17 protein-coding genes and 1 pseudogene are annotated in these 18,757 nt (G+C 54.2%); 6 read left to right on the top strand and 12 right to left on the bottom strand.

The features are described from left to right. Nucleotides 1-30 precede the first annotated feature (30 nt). The 3 genes from kdpB to kdpF are packed head-to-tail and all read right to left on the bottom strand — an operon-like array spanning nt 31 to nt 3,893. A complete protein-coding gene (gene kdpB, locus AAEZ06_RS04890) occupies nt 31-2,088 on the bottom strand; it encodes a potassium-transporting ATPase subunit KdpB (protein WP_350613071.1) in 2,058 nt (685 codons plus the stop codon). Nucleotides 2,089-2,100: 12 nt separating this feature from the next. Then, nucleotides 2,101-3,795: a potassium-transporting ATPase subunit KdpA gene (gene kdpA, locus AAEZ06_RS04885; RefSeq protein WP_350613069.1), complete on the bottom strand. Its 1,695-nt coding sequence runs from the start codon at nt 3,793-3,795 to the stop codon at nt 2,101-2,103. Between the two features lie 8 nt (nt 3,796-3,803). After that, nucleotides 3,804-3,893 carry a K(+)-transporting ATPase subunit F gene (kdpF, locus tag AAEZ06_RS04880; protein ID WP_003218754.1) on the bottom strand — a complete coding sequence of 30 codons (90 nt, stop codon included), beginning with the start codon at nt 3,891-3,893 and terminating at the stop codon, nt 3,804-3,806. A 1,016-nt stretch (nt 3,894-4,909) separates the two neighbouring features. Here kdpF and eat point away from each other — a divergent pair. Next, nucleotides 4,910-6,275: pseudogene (gene eat, locus AAEZ06_RS04875) on the top strand (ethanolamine permease). A gap of 111 nt (nt 6,276-6,386) precedes the next feature. Then, a complete protein-coding gene (locus tag AAEZ06_RS04870) occupies nt 6,387-6,554 on the top strand; it encodes a DUF2897 family protein (protein WP_149414327.1) in 168 nt (55 codons plus the stop codon). 74 nt (nt 6,555-6,628) lie between these two features. On the opposite strand, the gene AAEZ06_RS04865 is transcribed toward AAEZ06_RS04870, so the two are convergent. Together AAEZ06_RS04865 and AAEZ06_RS04860 are read right to left on the bottom strand one after the other, a co-directional pair. Beyond that, nucleotides 6,629-7,477 carry an urea carboxylase-associated family protein gene (locus AAEZ06_RS04865; protein ID WP_350613065.1) on the bottom strand — a complete coding sequence of 283 codons (849 nt, stop codon included), beginning with the start codon at nt 7,475-7,477 and terminating at the stop codon, nt 6,629-6,631. Between the two features lie 15 nt (nt 7,478-7,492). Then, nucleotides 7,493-8,137, bottom strand: a complete 645-nt coding sequence (locus AAEZ06_RS04860) for a GntR family transcriptional regulator (protein WP_350613063.1) — start codon at nt 8,135-8,137, stop codon at nt 7,493-7,495. A 157-nt stretch (nt 8,138-8,294) separates the two neighbouring features. On the opposite strand from AAEZ06_RS04860, the gene AAEZ06_RS04855 reads away from it, so the two are divergent. Then, nucleotides 8,295-8,885, top strand: coding sequence for a TetR/AcrR family transcriptional regulator (locus tag AAEZ06_RS04855; RefSeq protein WP_350613061.1), 591 nt, complete (start codon nt 8,295-8,297; stop codon nt 8,883-8,885). Nucleotides 8,886-9,102: 217 nt separating this feature from the next. Here AAEZ06_RS04855 and AAEZ06_RS04850 read toward each other — a convergent pair whose 3' ends face one another. Continuing rightward, nucleotides 9,103-9,438 (bottom strand): ComEA family DNA-binding protein, encoded by a 336-nt coding sequence (locus tag AAEZ06_RS04850; RefSeq protein WP_350613059.1) that lies wholly within the window; start codon nt 9,436-9,438, stop codon nt 9,103-9,105. A 258-nt stretch (nt 9,439-9,696) separates the two neighbouring features. Here AAEZ06_RS04850 and tnpB point away from each other — a divergent pair, with 258 nt between their 5' ends. The 3 genes from tnpB to AAEZ06_RS04835 are packed head-to-tail and all read left to right on the top strand — an operon-like array spanning nt 9,697 to nt 10,375. After that, nucleotides 9,697-9,840, top strand: a complete 144-nt coding sequence (tnpB, locus tag AAEZ06_RS04845) for an IS66 family insertion sequence element accessory protein TnpB (protein WP_350613437.1) — start codon at nt 9,697-9,699, stop codon at nt 9,838-9,840. A 53-nt stretch (nt 9,841-9,893) separates the two neighbouring features. Then, entirely contained in the window at nt 9,894-10,322 is a 429-nt protein-coding gene (locus AAEZ06_RS04840; protein WP_502948020.1) for a transposase domain-containing protein, read from the top strand. Beyond that, nucleotides 10,280-10,375, top strand: coding sequence for a transposase domain-containing protein (locus AAEZ06_RS04835; protein ID WP_350613435.1), 96 nt, complete (start codon nt 10,280-10,282; stop codon nt 10,373-10,375). The genes AAEZ06_RS04840 and AAEZ06_RS04835 overlap by 43 nt, the downstream gene beginning before the upstream one ends. A gap of 142 nt (nt 10,376-10,517) precedes the next feature. On the opposite strand, the gene AAEZ06_RS04830 is transcribed toward AAEZ06_RS04835, so the two are convergent. The 6 genes from AAEZ06_RS04830 to AAEZ06_RS04805 form a co-directional block, all read right to left on the bottom strand. Continuing rightward, nucleotides 10,518-11,879 carry a polysaccharide deacetylase family protein gene (locus tag AAEZ06_RS04830; RefSeq protein ID WP_350613057.1) on the bottom strand — a complete coding sequence of 454 codons (1,362 nt, stop codon included), beginning with the start codon at nt 11,877-11,879 and terminating at the stop codon, nt 10,518-10,520. Nucleotides 11,880-11,908: 29 nt separating this feature from the next. Then, the gene (locus AAEZ06_RS04825; RefSeq protein ID WP_350613055.1) at nt 11,909-12,769 is read right to left on the bottom strand and encodes an AAC(3) family N-acetyltransferase; all 861 of its coding nucleotides are present in this window, start codon (nt 12,767-12,769) and stop codon (nt 11,909-11,911) included. Further along, nucleotides 12,762-14,042 (bottom strand): lipopolysaccharide biosynthesis protein, encoded by a 1,281-nt coding sequence (locus AAEZ06_RS04820; RefSeq protein WP_350613053.1) that lies wholly within the window; start codon nt 14,040-14,042, stop codon nt 12,762-12,764. Before AAEZ06_RS04820 ends, AAEZ06_RS04825 begins: the two co-directional genes overlap by 8 nt. A 230-nt stretch (nt 14,043-14,272) precedes the next feature. Then, entirely contained in the window at nt 14,273-16,282 is a 2,010-nt protein-coding gene (locus AAEZ06_RS04815; RefSeq protein ID WP_350613051.1) for a polysaccharide biosynthesis protein, read from the bottom strand. Nucleotides 16,283-16,355: 73 nt separating this feature from the next. Beyond that, nucleotides 16,356-17,396: an MraY family glycosyltransferase gene (locus AAEZ06_RS04810; protein ID WP_350613049.1), complete on the bottom strand. Its 1,041-nt coding sequence runs from the start codon at nt 17,394-17,396 to the stop codon at nt 16,356-16,358. 102 nt (nt 17,397-17,498) lie between these two features. Then, nucleotides 17,499-18,749, bottom strand: a complete 1,251-nt coding sequence (locus tag AAEZ06_RS04805) for a glycosyltransferase family 4 protein (RefSeq protein WP_350613433.1) — start codon at nt 18,747-18,749, stop codon at nt 17,499-17,501. Nucleotides 18,750-18,757: the final 8 nt, after the last annotated feature.

Below are 18,757 nucleotides of genomic sequence, written 5' to 3'. Positions count from 1 at the left end.
TCGGCACAACAAGTCCCCTCACAACAGGGCTTAAACCAAGTGCAACGCCGTCAACAGCATGTCGATCGCCTTGATCCCCACGAACGGCACCACAAGCCCGCCGACGCCATAGATCAACAGGTTGCGACGCAGCAACGCCGCCGCACTCGCCGCCTGCACCCGCACACCGCGCAGGGCCAGCGGGATCAGCACGACGATAATCAGCGCGTTAAACACGATGGCCGAGAGGATCGCGCTCTGCGGGCTGCTCAGGTGCATCACGTTGAGCACGCCCAGTTGCGGGTAGATCGAGGCGAACAGCGCCGGCAGGATGGCGAAGTACTTGGCCACGTCGTTGGCGATGGAAAAGGTCGTCAGCGCGCCACGGGTCACCAGCAATTCCTTGCCGATCTGCACCACGTCCAGCAGCTTGGTCGGGTCGCTGTCGAGGTCGACCATGTTCGCCGCCTCGCGGGCCGCTTGTGTGCCGTCGTTCATGGCCATGCCGACGTCAGCCTGGGCCAGCGCCGGGGCGTCGTTGGCGCCGTCGCCGCACATGGCGACCAGGCGGCCGTCGTTCTGTTCATGGCGAATGCGCGCCAGCTTTTTCTCTGGAGTGGCTTCGGCCAGCACGTCATCGACACCCGCCTCGGCGGCAATCGCAGCAGCGGTCAACGGGTTGTCACCGGTCACCATTACCGTGCGAATCCCCAGCTTGCGCAGCTCGGCGAAACGCTCGCGAATGCCAGGCTTGACCACGTCCTTGAGGTGAATCGCCCCCAACAACTTGCCATCGGCGCACACCAGCAACGGCGTGCCGCCGCTCTGGGCGATCTTGTCGATTTCACGGGACAGCGCCGGTTGCAGGTCGCTGCGTTGTAGGCCGATAAAGGCCAGCAGCGAATCCACCGCGCCCTTGCGGTACACGCGCCCTTGATAGTCGACACCAGACAAGCGCGTTTCGGCACTGAACGGCACGCTGGTCAGTTCTTCGCTCGATGGCTCGGCTTGCGGGTGCAAGGCTCGCAAGTACTCGACAATGGACTTGCCTTCGGCGGTGTCGTCAGCCAGGGACGCCAGCAGTGCGCCTTCGGCCAGTTCCTTGCCGCTGACACCAGGGGCCGCATACACGGCAGTGCAACGACGATTACCGAAGGTGATGGTGCCGGTCTTGTCCAGCAACAGTACGTGCACGTCCCCCGCAGCCTCTACGGCGCGACCAGACTTGGCGATCACATTCAGGCGCACCAGGCGGTCCATGCCGGCAATGCCGATGGCCGACAGCAGGCCACCGATGGTGGTAGGAATCAGCGTTACCAACAGTGCGACCAGGAACACCAGCGGCAGGCTGCCATTGGCGAAGTGGGCGAACGGTTGCAGGGTCACTACCACCAGCAGGAAGATCAGGGTCAGGCCGATCAGCAGAATGTCCAACGCCACTTCGTTGGGGGTTTTCTGGCGCTTGGCGCCTTCTACCAAGGCGATCATGCGGTCCAGCGTCGACTCACCGGGGTTGGCGGTGATGCGGATCATCAGCCAGTCCGAAACCAGACGGGTGTTGCCGGTGACGGCCGAACGGTCGCCGCCGGATTCGCGGATCACTGGCGCAGATTCACCGGTGATGGCCGCTTCGTTGACCGCGGCAATCCCCTCGATGACTTCGCCGTCACCGGGGATCATTTCCCCGGCGGCGACACGCACCACATCACCTTTGCGCAGGCTGGTAGCCGGAACGACCTTGAAGCTGCCGTCGGCTTCCTTGCGCCGCGCACTAAGGCCTTCGCTGCCAGCCTTGAGGCTGTCGGCGCGGGCCTTGCCGCGACCTTCGGCCAAGGCTTCGGCGAAGTTGGCGAACAGCACGGTGAACCACAGCCACACGGCAATTTGCACGGCGACAAAGGTCGGCACGACGGGGTCTGGCACGAAGCACAGGATGGTGGTGAGAATCGCGGTCAGTTCGACCACCAGCATCACAGGCGAGCGTTGCAGCTGGCGCGGGTCCAGCTTGACGAAGGCCTGGATCAGCGCCGGTCGCCACAGGGCCGACATCGCGGTTTTTGTAGGCTCCGGGGCTTTCACCGGGGCAGCATTTTTGGCAGGCATATTCATTTCCATATCCCCTTAGAAGCCCATACTCAAGTGTTCAGCAATCGGACCCAGCGCCAGCGTCGGCAGGAAGGTCAAGCCGCCCACCAGCAAAATGGTCACGGTCAACAGGGTCACGAACAGCGGGCCATGGGTCGGGAAGCTGTTCTGGCCAATCGGTGCACTCTTCTTCATCGCCAGGCTGCCGGCCAAGGCCAGTACCGGGAGGATGTAGCCGAAGCGGCCAATCAACATGCCCAGGCTCAGCATCAGGTTGTGGAACGGGGTGTTGGCGCCGAAACCACCGAACGCCGAACCGTTGTTGGCACTGGCCGAGGTGTAGTTGTAGAGCAACTGACTGAAACCATGGGGGCCAGGGTTACTGACGGAAGCCACTGGACCAGGCAGGCTGGCGGCGATGGCGCCGAGTACCAGCACGCCCACCGGCATCACCAGCAAGGTCACCACCAGCAGTTGCACTTCCTTGGCCTGGAGCTTCTTGCCGAGGTATTCCGGGGTGCGGCCGATCATCAATCCGGCGAGAAACACCGCGATCAGTACGTTGAGCAACATGCCGTACATGCCGGCACCGACACCGCCGAAGATCACTTCGCCGACCATCATGTTAACCAGCGCTACCATTCCGCTCAGCGGGCTAAGGCTGTCTTGCATGCCGTTGACCGAACCGTTGGAGGCGGCGGTCGTGGCCACCGACCACAACACGGTGCCGGTGGTGCCAAAGCGCGATTCCTTGCCTTCCAGCGGCGCGGTCTGTTCGACGGCGGCGTTGTTCAGGGTCGGGTTGGGCTGGTATTCGGCCCACAGCGACACCGCGCCGCCGATCAGGAACAACGCCAGCATGCAACCGAGGATCGCCCGGCTCTGACGCAGGTCTTTCACGTAATGCCCGAAGGTGAACACCAGGGCCACCGGGATCAAGATGATCGCCGACAGTTCGAACAGGTTGGCCCACGCGGTCGGGTCCTCAAACGGATGCGCCGAGTTGACCCCGAAGAAACCGCCGCCGTTGGTGCCCAATTGCTTGATGGCAATCTGGCTAGCTGCAGGCCCGAGCGGGATCACTTGATCCACGCCTTGCATCGTCACCGCGCCAACGTAGTGGGCGAAGGTTTGCGGCACGCCCTGCCAGACCAGGAACAACGCCAGCACCAGGCACAACGGCAACAGGCCGTAGAGAGTGGCGCGGGTCATATCGACCCAGAAGTTGCCCAGGGTAGTGGCCGATTTGCGACCGATGCCACGGCACAACGCAACCAATACGGCCAGGCCGGTGGCGGCGCTGACGAAGTTCTGCACGGTGAGCCCGACCATCTGGCTGAGGTAGCTCAAGGACGCTTCACCGCTGTAGGACTGCCAGTTGGTGTTGGTCATGAAACTGACCGCGGTGTTGAAGGCCAACGTCCACTCCTGACCCGGCAACTTCTGCGGGTTGAGAGGCAGGTAGTCCTGGAACAGCAGGATCGAGAACAACAGCACGAAACCCGCAAGGTTGAAGGCAAGCAAAGCCAGGGCGTATTTCTGCCAGCTCTGCTCGGCCTGCGCATCGACGCCGGCGATGCGATAACACACGCGTTCCACCGGGCCGAAAACCGGGGTCAGCCAGGTTCGCTGGCCTTCCATCACCTTGTAGTAGAACCGCCCCAAAAATGGTGCCGGAACCAGCACCACGGCAAAGAAGGCGATGATCAGCCAATAGTCATAACTGTACATAGCCGCTCCTAGTTCCGATCCGCGCGTAACAGCGCAACCAGCAGATAAATGAACAGCGCCACGGCCAATAGCAGTGACACCCCGTCCAGAACGCTCATGGAAGTTTCTCCGTTGTACGGCGGTTGCCGAGTGTGGGGGTATTGTCCGCAGGAGCACCGTAAAGGAACGAGAGCGAGGGTATGGGTAGGGCGTAAAGAACGCGTAAAGAGTGGGGTTGTGCGCAGGTTACAGGGGGCTTTGGGGGTTAGTGGGGGCTGATCAACTGTGGGAGCAAAGGCTGGGCTGGGTACATATCCGTTGCTGCGGTAACGGCGGCTTGGGGTTACGCCCTTACGGCGTGTCACTTTGAAAAGCCCAAAGTAACCAAAGGCTCTTGCCCCACCACTTGGTGCCTCGCTGTGGCTCGGCATGCCTTCACTCCGGCATTACTCCGTGGGCCGCCGCGATGGGCCATCCCTGGCCCAGCGCGGCTAAACCGGCGTCCTGCCGGTTTACCCACGGATCAATGCCTGCGTTCAGCCATCGTGGTTAACGGGGCGCCTTAGATCAAGATCAAGATCAAAAGCAAGAGCACGGCGGCCTGGTAGCCGACCTGAGTGGTGAAAAGCAAAGGCGGATCCACTGCCCACTGCCCACTGTAGGAGCGAGCTTGCTCGCGAAAAGCGTTAACGATGACGCGGGCATCCTGAATCACCACCGCGCCCTCGGGTTCTTCGCGAGCAAGAACTAGGCGTCCCCCTTGCGCCTACAGAAAAGCAGATGGCCGCTGGCCCTTGATCTGCTTTTGATCTATCTGAAGCGAACACAGCCCCCATCTGTAGGAGCGAGCTTGCTCGCGATGGTCGTTACGATAACGCGGGCATCCTGAGTCACCACGGCACCCCCAGGTTTTCGCGAGCAAGAACTAGGCGTCCCCCTCAAGAGATGTGTAGATACCCATGTCGCAATGGCGCCAGACCAGACACCCACGCCCTGATCTGGTGCGCCACAGAAAATATTCAAACGCCAAACCATCCTCCCGGCGACAGTTCAGCGACTTTACGACACTGATTTTCAGGCTGGCATGGCCGCTGCAATGCCTTGAAACATTCCAAACCGTTCAGGGAGCAGCACAATGAACACACAACTCAAACCAACCCTAGGCACCTTGCACTTATGGGGCATCGCCGTCGGGCTGGTGATTTCCGGGGAATATTTCGGCTGGAGCTATGGCTGGGGCGTGGCCGGTACGCTGGGCTTTCTGGTGACCTCGTTGATGGTCGCCACCATGTACACCTGCTTTATCTTCAGCTTCACTGAACTGACTACCGCGATCCCTCATGCGGGTGGACCCTTTGCCTACAGCCGCCGAGCCTTCGGCGAGAAAGGCGGCCTGATCGCCGGGTTGGCGACACTGATCGAATTCGTCTTCGCCCCACCGGCTATCGCGCTAGCCATCGGCGCCTACCTGAACGTGCAGTTTCCGGCGCTGGACCCTAAACACGCCGCCGTCGGTGCCTACATTGTGTTCATGGGCTTGAACATTCTCGGCGTCAAGCTGGCCGCGACCTTTGAACTGGTGGTCTGCATCCTCGCCGTGGCTGAGTTGTTGGTGTTCATGGGCGTGGTCGCCCCCGCCTTCAGTTTCAGCAACTTCGCTCTCAACGGCTGGGCCGGCTCCGACACCCTTCGGTGCACCAGCGATTGCCGGGATGTTTGCCGCAATCCCGTTCGCCATCTGGTTTTTCCTCGCCATCGAAGGCGCCGCCATGGCCGCCGAAGAAGCGAAAGATCCGAAACGCACCATTCCCAAAGCCTACATCAGCGGCATCCTGACCCTGGTGATCCTGGCCATGGGCGTCATGTTCTTTGCCGGCGGCGTGGGCGACTGGCGCACCCTGTCGAACATCAACGACCCACTGCCCCAGGCGATGAAAACCGTAGTCGGTGACAGCTCCGGCTGGTTGCACATGCTGGTGTGGATTGGCTTGTTCGGCCTGGTGGCCAGCTTCCACGGGATCATCCTCGGCTACTCGCGCCAGTTCTTTGCCCTGGCCCGCGCCGGTTACCTGCCGTCCTTCCTCGCCAAACTGTCGCGCTTTCAGACACCGCATCGGGCAATCATCGCCGGTGGCGTGGTTGGCATCGCCGCCATCTACAGCGACGGCCTGATCAACCTGGGCGGCATGACCCTCACTGCGGCGATGATCACCATGGCGGTGTTCGGTGCCATCGTCATGTACATCATGAGCATGCTCAGCCTATTCAAGCTGCGCAAAACCGAACCGCTGCTGGAGCGCACCTTCCGCGCGCCGGGTTACCCGATCGTACCGGGCATCGCCCTGGTGCTGGCGCTGGTGTGCCTGGTGGCCATGGCCTGGTTCAACACCCTGATCGGCCTGGTCTTCCTGGGCTTTATGGCGGTGGGTTTTGTCTACTTCCAACTCACAGCACAAGATCGTGCCGATGCACCGGCAGACGCAATGTTGACCGGGCTCTAAACCTGCAGGGCAGAACGGGCCTACAATGGAACCACTGACAAAGCCCGTTACTCAAAGCTGTTATTGCCGAGGGAAATCTTCCCCACGGCAGTCAGCCTCAAGGAGAGCCCTATGCCCTGGTATGCCTGGTTGATTATGGCGGTCGCTATCGGTTCGATCGTCGGTGGTTTGATGATGCTGCGTGACAGCGCCAACACAGTGGAACTGACCGACGAACAACGCAAACGCGTGGCCGAGCGAAACGCGCAAGCGGATGCCAAGGACGCGCAGGACCGCTGAACAGGTTGCCCTGACACACAACCTGTGGCGAGGGAGCTTGCTCCCGTTGGGCTGCGAAGCAGCCCCATCCCCGGCTACTCCCCATCCGCCTTGGCAATATGCAAGCCGTGCTGCCCTTTATAGGCAGCACGCTCCGGCTGTCTCCAGCCGTTCAGCAACTCATCCTCCAACCTGTAGATCTCCACACCCAGCGGACGACATACGGTCAGTGGGTCTTGCGCATCGGGCCCCCACATCGGCAACGACAGATCCCCACCCGGACACGTCGACAGCGCACACAACAAATCAATCTCGGCAAAAAACTCCAGATAGTCGCCCTTCTGCGCCGGGCAGGCCTTCATGAAATACATGTCGTCGTGATTCAGGCCAGTGCACTGAAAGATATTCAGCACGTCATGCACATCAAACTCCGTCAGGCCGTGGGGTAACACCGCCCGCGTCAGGTTCGAATGGCAATGGTGATGGAAGTCCTCACCGGTGAGCATCTTGTTCACATAAGGGTCGCAGCGGGTGCCGAGCAAATCGTGCAAGCGCCCGCCATGCTCATCAATGCCATAACCGGCCAGGCTGTCATCAGTGATGGTCACCAGCGGCCTTAGGAACGGCAGATTCGACCACAACCGGTCATGGACACTGACATGAGCGCCCTGCAACTGACGAGTGCGCGCCGCCCACAGACGTTCGCGAGGGTCGTTGGCGTTCCACACGTTGAAATCCCCCACCTGCGGCCCGACCGGAGTGGTCACGCGAAACACATGACCGGCAGGCACCTTCCACGCCCTCCCCGTCCGGATCGGCACCTCGAACTGCTCAATCAGCGTGCGCTGACCAGCCTTGTCGCGAATCCGCTCATAAAATGCCTTGTCGACCTGCAAGGCCGAGCCTTTACTGACCTGGTAAGCGGCGGGATAGTCTTTGTACATTGGGCAAATCCTCGATCAGGGGTGGGCAAACAGGGCCAGCGACAGACGTTTCGAATCATCCAGGTACAGGCTCATCGCCTCCCCCGCTGCCAGTTTGTTGCCTCGGACCAATAACGCGTAAATCTCTCGATCTCGCTCAAGCCAGGGCGACTGGAAACGTTGCTCATCGGGCGCAGCGCAAAACACCAGGCGCAGTTGGGCAATCACCTGGGCAAAGAACTCATCGAACAACGGGCTGCACAACAGGCCAACAATCTGCTGGTGGAAAGTCAGACTGTGGGTCGCCACCGCGCGCCAGTCTTCCCGCTCACGGGCCAGGGTGGTGGCATCGAGGGCGTTGTCCAAGCGCTCGGACTGATCGACACTCAAGGGCTTGCTGCTGGCAATGGCCTGCAACTCCAGAGTGCGACGGACTACAAACAGATCACGCACTTCCCCCATGTCCAATCGCCGGACCATCACCCCTTTGTTTCGCACGTAACGGGTCAGCCCTTCCTGCCCCAGGCGATGCAACGCCTCGCGAATGGTGTTGCGCGACGCGTTGTAAGCCTTGACCAGATCGTTCTCAACCAGCGCCATGCCCGGCAACAGCCGACCGCCAATAATGTCCGCGCGCAACTCCCGCGCAATCTGATCCGCCAAGGACAATGTGGTATTCATCGCCACCTCATGATTGTTCAACAATCGTTGTTGTAATCGTAATCACTATTCATGCCAAGCTCGCCGCCGATCACTAATGAGTTGCGCAGTTTTGTAAAGACCCGAGAAGCCGCCGTAAAGCTTGGTTAATATGGGCCACGTTTCGGAGGCCGCTCTAATGCGCTATTCACTCGATCACAAAGCTCAAACCCACCAGCGCATCATTAAAGAGGCCTCGGTACGGTTTCGCCGCGACGGCATCGGCGCCACCGGGCTACAACCCCTGATGAAATCGCTGAACCTGACCCACGGCGGGTTCTATGCGCACTTCAAGTCCAAGGACGAACTGGTAGAAAAGGCCTTGCAAGCGGCAGGCGAAGAACTGGACGCCCATTGCGAAATGTTGTTCAACCAGGAACAACCACTGGAAGCGTTCATCGACAGCTACCTTTCCGAATGGCACCAGACGTCGCCAGATAAAGGTTGCCCATTACCCACCATGTCTTCAGAACTGGGGCAACGCGGGCAAAACAGCGCCACCACCGATGCAGTGCTTGGCGCGAGACTCAAGCAGATTGAAGCTGCGTTGGGCAGCCCGAATGCTGATGAGCAAGGCTTGATGATGATGTCGACACTGGTGGGGGCGCTGGTGTTGGCGCGTAGCGTCGAGAGTGAGGCGTTGGCGGCGCGGATTCTGGAGGTAGTGCGCAGGAATCTGAAAGTGCAGGCGAATGCAGAAATCACAGGCAGAAAGAAGGCCGGTCAATGACCGCAATGCTGTTCACTTAAGCCCGGTGCTTCAGGTACATCCGCATTTGTGGCGAGGGGGCTTGCCCCGTTGGACTGCGCAGCAGTCCCATTTTGGGGCCGTTTCGCGGCCCAACGGGGGTAAACCCCCTCGCCACAGGTTTCTTGCTCACCTCAAAATTTTCTTAAGTGAACAGCATTACGGTCAATGACCGGCCTCTTGGCTTGGCTGCTACGCGTTATTTGATTTCCAGCCTGTCGCGATTCTTCTCCAGAAGCGATTTGCCGATCCCTTTCACTTCCAGCAACTCGTCCACCGCCGTGAACGGGCCACTGGTTTCACGATAGGCGACAATCGCCTTGGCCTTCGCTGAGCCAATACCGAACAGGTCACGCCTCAGAGTTTCCGCATCCGCAGTGTTGAGATTGACCTTGGCAGTGGTTTGCTCGGCCTTGGACATTTGGGAGGCGATGGGGGTGAGAGTCTCGGGTTTGGCTGACGGGGCTGCGCTGACAGCCAGTGAAATGCTGGTGAGGACAGCAAAAACCAGAGATGAAAAACAGGCTTTACGCATATTAGAGACGCTCCATGACATCAGTGAGAAAAGCAGCTTTTCCGAAGCTGCTTTTCAAACTTAGGTGATGTTTGGGGATAGTCAAAAATGGGGGTGTTACAGGGTGTGAATCAATCTCAGAGCAGAGCCTAATCCAAAACGTCACGCAGCCACCGAAAATTGTTTATCCGCGTGGGCAGGACAATAATTGCCCAGGAGTGATGTATTCGTGACTGATCCATGAACCCCACCTAGCGCAAATTGGATATCAAGGTCGCGGTGTTCGATCCCGTGCTTTTCGTTTTCCTGAATCGCCATCGTAATCGAGTGAAAATCCTCTATTGGGAGCGCAACGGCTTTTGCCTTTGGCTCAAGCGCCTGGAGTCCGAGCGCTTCAAAATATCGCCTGATCTCACCGGCTAAGCCACTGTGCTAACGGTTCAAGAATTGAATTGGCTGCTGGATGGTTTTAACCTATGGAGGAACCGTCCGCATCAAGTTCTAAGCCCTCGATTCGTCGCCTGATCGGATATAATCTGAGCATGAATTTGATGCCCGACGAGCTCCCTGATGATCCGGTTCTGCTCAAGCAAATGCTTGTGCAGATGCTCAGTGAGCGTCAGGTGGACAAGGGCCAGATCATTGACCTGAAAGAGCAGATCACGCTATTGCGTCAGCGTTTGTTCGGGCGTAAATCAGAACAAACAGTTGATCCGCAGACACCGCAGCTCGCACTCTTTAATGAGCCTGAAAGCCTCGTGGTTCCCACCGATGAGTCTGACGAAGAAGTTGTTGCCCCGACCCAGCGCCGTGGCAAACGCAAGCCGCTGTCCGCCGATCTACCGCGGAGCCCTATACATGGCTGCGCCACGTACTTGAGCGCCTACCGCAAGCTACTTCGGTAGAAGACTTCGAGGCCTTGCTGCCGTGGAACTGCTCGCCAGAGATGCCACGGTAACCATAAAGCCCATCGTTTGGTATGTGGGGTTCATGAAGAGCTTACGAATCATGGTGATGGGCTCCTGATGGAAATCGGGAGCATCGCATCAGCCGTCAGCTATCCGCTTGGAATGTGGAGCTGATGGAGCGGATACATATATTCAACCTAACAACGATTGAAAAAGTACCCGATCTGCCTGTTCGACAAACTGTGAGTTATGCCACAACAGCGTAAAACAGCCCCCAACCGCCTTACAACTATTCTTCAACTCAATAAACTTAGCGAATGCATCTTCCCCTTTTCCGAGCCCCATGTAACAGGCGTCAATTACAGTACACTCCATCGCAATCAGCGGTCTGATACGCAATTGTAAAGCTTGAGCCGTCACAGAATTAAATGCGGGATATTCAAAACATGTACCGCACCGAAAACCGGCACGATCAGCGTAGCCCAAGGTGCTGTCATAACTCATACCAGCATCCTCCCAAGCTTGCAGTGTTATCTCGGGGTCCCAACGCAAATAGTGCATTCGTCCGCCCCACTGCTCTTGGTGAACGCCCTCTTCGTTACATACTCGTCGTAAACGCTGAGCCTCTGCCAGGATAGCCGAAGGTCGCTGATAACTTTTATAACTCGGATGAAGCCCAATCTCATGACCACGCGTCCGAATGCGGCGGATAAGTTCTCTGATAGCAGGATGCTCAACTTCGTAATCAGCATCTCTGACCTTATCAGTTCGACCACATATAAAGTAGAATGCACTTATCAGCCCATGATTATCGGATTGGTCCATGATCCATTCAAAGGTATTAAATACATCGTAACGACTCAGCCGATGTTTAGTATCGAGACGGATCAAGGGGGCCAGGAATACACTTTTATAGTCATGGTTCTTGAGTAGATCCCTACCTATCGATCGAATAAAGCCCTTCACACCCAGAAAGCCATAGTTACTCGGCACATCAACATCATGGGAAACTTTCATGCTAAAAAAATTCTGTTTTAGTTCGAGATACGGCCATTGGCGTTGAACAACCATACCAAGAACTTTCAGCCACTCATCCACGATGGGCCGATCTAAGTAACCATGCTGAAAGCCATGAGATGATGTTGATGGAAAACGTCCATGCCCATCAAGATCGGTTCGGCCTACCTCCTCCCTTCTCGAAAGCATCCAGTAGCACAAACCAAGAATGTCATAGTTGACCCTGTGCCCGGTCCCGATGCGCTCGATCAATGGATGAGGAAGCCTCGACGCTCCTGGAGCAGGAATAGGTTTTTCCAGGGAGGAGCACCAACCTTCAGCAAATGCGTCCCACATTGCGCAGTCTATATCCGAGTCGGCACGGGCGAAGGTAGCGCCGTCCAGTGCGATATGAATATAAGAAGAATCGCCCGTCAGGCCTAATCGAATACTATCGGCACATAAATCCAACAAGAACACATGACCAAAACGCTCGGACAAAACCTGTTGCAGCCAAGCTAGGACGGATGATGCAGGCCAAAACCCCTGAATACTCATAAACACCCCATTGTGACATTTCAAAAAAATCAGAAAAATCTATTTTTTATTTTCCGAAAAGCCAGTCTAAATATATAGATGGGTGCTCGATGAATTCTGTCCCAACGGCCGGCATTACAAGTGAAGCAATCGGGAGATCCACAGATGTTTAATTTCTTGTCTTTTTTCAGCGCTGCGTAATCAATCTCATAACAACCCTTTGCTGGAGCAATAATGGAGTAGGCATTACCGACTGTACCAGTCGTAAGAATTCCACCTTGCACATACAACGCATAAAATTTATAAAATGAACTTGAGCACAAGCCTGGATCCGGGCGCCGAAAGAGCTTTATTTCATCATTAGCCGTCTTGAAATAAGTCGAAGTGAGTTTTGGGAAAACAGCCAGAGACAAAAGCCCAAGATCAGATTCCGCCAAGTGTGTCGTAGTGAAGCCCGGACTACTACCCACACATCCAACCAACATACACTTCCCTTCACAGTCAACAATTTTTCGAATCGGTTCATATGCTGATGATGCTTCATCATGCCCCTTCGTTATCTCTTCCGCCAGCCTGCCAATTGCCACATAGGAACACATCGGATGGCCACTACGGAAAGAGTCGGGGTGTTTGACCATCGCATTTGGCAATGCTCCAGCGTAACTTTTTTTCTGCTTGTCAAAAGCGCTTTCAATTTTTGGTTTGCAAATGAAGGCTCCGTCGGTGAAAGCTAATGAAACAATAGTACCTTCAGAACCAACTGCTTTTAAGAGAGTGTTGATAAATACGTCAGCACCACCGCGCACTCGACCGACAGACCCCAGGCTTGCTCTAAGAAGAATAGTATCGCCAAAGGATATACCCATTTTTGAAAAATCCTCCAACAGCGAATCTTCAGATATATTACTCATAAATTTTACCTGAGCCTTTAGCAGCATAATATTGAAGAATTGAGTGCATTACATATAAAACCGAGAACGACACCACATGAAATATAATAGCCAACTTATAATCTTCAAAAACCATATAGCCTAAAAAGAAAGAACCTACGGAAAAAAGGAGCCGTGCGATCTGCCAAGCTAGATCAACAGCCTGCATTCCAGCCAACAAAACTGTTTGACTGAGCGGGGAAGATATGGCCTGAAAAAAAACCATTATAGAAATAATAGAGGCAATTTCACCCGATGCTCGCCATTGGCCGCCAAAGACAAAAGAAAATAGCCACGGACCAAAAAAATAAACAGGAAGCACTGGTATTGTAGCAAACAAGGTCAACTTAACCACAGTATTTAAAAATAAATCCCGACAATTGCCGTTCTTCTTATAACTCAATGCTGCTTCACTTCGAAAGACATCGCCTATCGCGCCACCAACGAGTGTCATAGGAGCAAGTAGTGTCTTTTCTGATAGAGAGTAAAATCCCGCAACTGCAGGACCAAAAAATACACTTAACAATAGCAGAGGCATTTGACTGGAGGCCACATTTGCGAGTTGCCCTAAAACCAAATACTTGGGAAAACTCGAATATTTTTTACTTAAGGAAAAAACCTCCTGACGACTTACTTTATTTAGGTGACGTTTATCTTCACGATAAATAGAGCGCCCCAATAAAGTCGTCGAAACCACCTGCCCCAACAACTGGCCCAATACCATACCGGCGCTTGCCATACCCAAATAGCCGGCCCCAAGCTGCCCTGAAACGGCCGAACCACTTTGCGCCATGCGGCTGAGCGCCATACGTCGGTAGTGTCCCTTTCGGTTACTCCAGTAGTTCAGACTCTGGTATATCCCCATGAACAGGGTAGATAGAGGGATAAAATAAAGCCACTCCGATGCACTTGGCGGCTTTAACCATATGGTGATCTGGCTATTGAAAATCACCACAACCAAAAGTATGATTGCACTTAATATGCAACTCAACGCAATTGACAACGCAACTATATTAATGGCGTCGCTGTCTTTTTCGGGAAGGATGATAGCCAATTCATACCGGCCGGTTACCAAAACAGAAAAAATTGCAGCAACGGCCATATAAAAAGCAAAAATACCGAAGTCTTCTGGCGTATAAAGCCGGGATAAGATTGGTGTTATTGCTATCGGGATTGCTTGGGCAATGCTCGTACCAGTCATCAAGGTAATAACATTTTTGGCAAAAGCACTTTTAGGTAAAAACCGCTGGAGCATCTTTAATTCCTTATGGTGCAATCACTGCAGGCTGCACCGGGCACTAGCCAAATCGGGGATAAAGTCGCTTTTTAGCCTACGTTTTATTACTTGTATCAGTATCCTGTCAACAGCTTCTGATCGCTAACACAAGGTATGCGCAAATAGACAGAACCGCCTGTAACTTATCGAAAAAATGGCACCATTATTGACGTCGGCGTGGCAAAAGTCACAGGTTAACTAGCGGAAAATCAAGGTTCTAAGCGACGCTGCTGGTAAATCCAGTCAACAATTTCACCGTCTGGCGCATAACCACTGACGGTCTCGCGCATCAATTGACGGACGAGAGCATAGTCATCAGCATCCACGGCGGCAAGCAGCCCAGTCAACTTGGTCTTCAACACATCCCAGACCAGATAATCCTCATTTGCGCTCATAATCATCGGGTGTTGAGTTGCTACAACGTTGTCGCCAATCAGTAACTCCTCGTAAAGCTTTTCACCTGGACGCAAACCGGAGAACTCGATAGCAATGTCCCCATGGGGATTATTGTCGGAACGAATACTTAAGCCGGACAGGTGAACCATCTTCTCCGCCAAATCGACAATTTTTACCGGTTCGCCCATATCCAGCACAAAAACATCCCCACCTTGGCCCATTGAACCAGCCTGAATCACCAGTTGAGCCGCTTCGGGAATAGTCATGAAATAGCGAGTGATCTTCGGATGTGTGACCGTCAAAGGCCCACCCGACTTGATCTGCTTGTGGAATAGAGGAATCACAGAACCTGAAGAACCCAGCACATTACCGAAGCGCACCATAGTGAATCGGGTTTTATTCAAACGCGAAATATTGAAGTTATCACCAAACAACACCGGCGCCAACTCACGGCTGAGCGCCTGTAATGTCATCTCAGCCAAACGCTTGGTACTGCCCATGACATTGGTCGGGCGGACTGCCTTATCGGTTGAAATCAGAACGAAATTGCTAACACCAGCCTCGAGAGCAGACTGCGCAGTGTTCAACGTCCCGATTACGTTATTCAATACGCCTTCAGCAATGTTGTGTTCGACCATGGGTACATGCTTATAAGCAGCTGCATGATAAACCGTGTCGACGTGCCAGGTTTTCATCACGTCCAACAGTTTGGATTGATTGCGTACAGAGCCAAGGATCGGTAAAATCTTAACAGGCAATGACTCCCGCGTTATGCGCTGTTCCAGTTCCGACAGGATATTGTAAAGATTGAATTCACTATGCTCGAACAACAACAACGTCGTTGGACACAAGGACAGTATCTGCCGACAGAGTTCAGAACCGATGGACCCTCCAGCGCCTGTAACTAAGACGCTTTGCCCCTTGATGCAATGCTCTAGTAGTTCGCCTTGTGCCGGAACAGTATCGCGACCCAGCAGGTCCGCGATATCGACTTCTTGGATATCATCGACTTTCACACGACCACTAGCCAAATCCATGAAGCCAGGCACGCTACGGACGTGTAGCGGGAAGCCTTCGAGAAAACCGAGGATTTCACGACGCCGACCTCGATTGGAAGACGGAATAGCCAAGAGAATTTCCTGGGCTCCAGTGACATCGATCATGCGCTGTATATGTTTGGGTTTATAAACCTGCAAACCAGAGATCACACGATCGGAAATACTTGTGTCGTCGTCGATAAACGCGACCGGGCGCATCACGCGTCCCATTCGCAGAGCCGCAACGAGTTGATTACCTGCTGCTCCAGCTCCGTAGATTGCGACACGGGGCAAACCGTTCTCGCGACTGGCGAACGGCACGTGTTGTGAAGCAGAAAACCAGTCGCCGAGAAAGTACTGACGCATAGTCAAGCGAAGGCCACCTACCATAATCAGGCTCAGCCACCAGTAGTTAAAGATAATTGAGCGAGGAACTACGCTCTGATGGTTGCTATACCAGTAAACGACAACACCGAGGATCAAGGACGACAAGCTGACAGCTTTGATGATTGCGATAAGTGCGTCGTTACCGAAATAACGCATCACCGCACGGTACATACCGAACCGTATAAACAAAGGTATCGCCACCACAGGCGCAGCCAGAAATAACCATAAATGGTCAAGGAAGGGGTTGAGCACTTCATCGATACCCAAACGCACGACAAATGCGAGCCACAAAGCACCCCAAACAACTGCAATGTCAGTAGCTACCTGAATCAGTCGTTTCTGCCGACGTGGCAACGCCACCAAGAATGCCCGTAACCTATCCATAACCCCTTCGTCCATCTCTGACCCCTCCCATAATTTATTACTGCGCACTCATTCTACGTTTCTCGACACACTCTGGCTTACAAAATTATCAAGTCCTGTCAATACTAGCCGCCGCGTCGCGTTCCAGCTCACCGGCATGGAACTTGAGCGCCAGGGCTATCAACGGTAGATAAGCGACCACAAGCGCAGATGCACCGTCCAGACCAAACAAGACAACGCACAACGCAACCGGAAGCAGCCAGAACAAGTTGATCGCACCTACAGCCAGGGTCACGACGAGATGTTTGCCGAACAGGCGGGCGGCGAATTGATAGCCGTGACTGCGGTGCGCCTCATACACCTTGTCGCCTCGAACCAATCTGCGGACCAGGGTGAAAGTCGCATCAACAATAAAGACACCCAGTAGAATCAACCACGCCCAGAAAAGCTGTGAAGAAACCCAAGCCGCTTGAATGGAGATGACACCAAGAACAATTCCTAGGAAACCACTGCCAGCATCACCCATGAAAATGCGCGCAGGTGGGAAATTCCAGAAGAGAAAGCCGGTCACAGCCGCAACTAGCGACAGCGGGAGCCAGACCAGCTCTTCAAAACCACTCAACCAGTAGAGCAGACAAGCGCCAAGGCATGCGCCGATGGCTTCAACACTGGCAATACCATCGATGCCGTCCATAAAATTATAAAGATTAAGCATCCAGACTAGATAAAAAGCGGCAAGGATTTTCCCTCCAAAACCGAGATCGACAAGAGTGCCAAACAGACTTATCTCCGGCAGTCCTCCCAACCAGAACAACGCCCAACTGGCTGCTGCAAAGTGTCCTAGCAGACGCCAGCGCGCGGCAATATGACCATGGTCATCCATAAAGCCAATGACCGCTATCAAGGCACCGGCGCCCCCTGAAGCAATCAACACCTCGAAGGGCACGAACTGGGCCCATCCCAACATTGGCAACGCCAGAAGAAAGGCGATAACGATTGCAACGCCCCCGCCGCGCGGGGTTGGCACCGAATGAGAGCTGCGAGAATTGGGAATATCAATAATACTACGCGCAAGTGCATAACGTCGCAGAGTTGCAGTAAGTACAAAAGACAAAAAAGCAACGATGAGAATCAGCCAGCAGTAAATCATTGTATTTTATGTTCCATATATCGCAACGCTACGATTTCAATACCTCGCTCCCTTGCGCCGGCATATCTATCGGCTCACTGGTAAGCGCAGATGACGCTATTACTAACGCTTATTCCGTAACGTAGCTTCGTGAAAATGAATCTCGAGACGAGCCAACAATTTAGATTTTGAATAGTTTTTCAAATAATATTCACGTCCTGATTCGCCCATTCTCAGCCGCTGATCAGCATCCAGCAACGCCAGTTGAAGGGTGATTCCAGCAAGTCCCTCAGCATCGCCTGAGGGGCATGATAACCCCGCACCTGATTCGTTGATCACGTGCGCCGCCTCTCCATCGATCATACCCAGAATAGGCTTACCCGAGGCAAGATACGCCTGCACCTTACCCGGAATGGTTTTCTCGAACACATCGTTTGTCTTCAACGACACGAGCAAAGCATCAGCGCATGCAAACACCCCAGGCATTTCCTCCAGCGGATGACGCCCCAGCAGCAAAATATTGTCGAGCTTGCAGGTACGTACCTCATCAGTTAGCCAATCACTCATACGACCAGTCCCGACAATCACCCAGCGTACGGCAGTTTTACTGATCAATGCTTGGGCTGCCTCGATGACCGCAGGAAAATCCTGCGCATCTCCCACATTACCTGCAAAAACAACCGTGAAGACCGAGTCGTCCCGCTCAAGCAATGTTGAAGCTGGCACTATAGAACTGGAAAAATCATCCTCTGCCCAGCTTGGAAAATAAACCAGCCGCTCGGACTCAATCTCCCTCGTACAGTACATTTTAACGCTTTCAAAGAAACTGTGAGTTTGAAGTAATAAATAGTCTGCACGATTGTAAATTGAAGATACCACCCGTCCAACAATATTAAGCAGTGCAGGGTTACGTACAACCCCTACGGCTCTAAGGGATTCAGGCCACAAATCGAGGATCCAGATAGAAACAGGTGCTTTTTTAAGCCAACCCAATATCAACCCAGGTATCGCCGACATAATTGGCGAAACACCATAGACGAAAACAGAATCAAACTTTTCGCCACGTAACTTCCACGGCCCAACGATAGAAGCCACGGTAAAAAAAGAAAGATAATTAAGCATCAAGCTAATACTATGCTTACCACGAGGTATCAACTGCACCCTGACAATTCGTGCCCCTGCATACTCTCCAAAACTACCAGGGTCAGCGCGATAACTATCGTAGACACTGCCCTCCGGATAGTTAGGTAACCCAGTCAAGACCGTAACCCTGTGTCCTTTCTCAGACAAATTACGGACGAGATCGTTGATACGCATGTTTTCGGGCCAGAAATATTGCGTAACCACCAGAATATTTAACTTAGCAACAGGCATTTTGAAAC

Origin of the sequence: Pseudomonas sp. HY7a-MNA-CIBAN-0227, from assembly GCF_040310325.1 — a bacterium.
GTDB lineage: Bacteria > Pseudomonadota > Gammaproteobacteria > Pseudomonadales > Pseudomonadaceae > Aquipseudomonas.
Note: the sequence above shows the minus strand (reverse complement) of the source record. Positions and strands in the feature narration are given on the sequence as shown.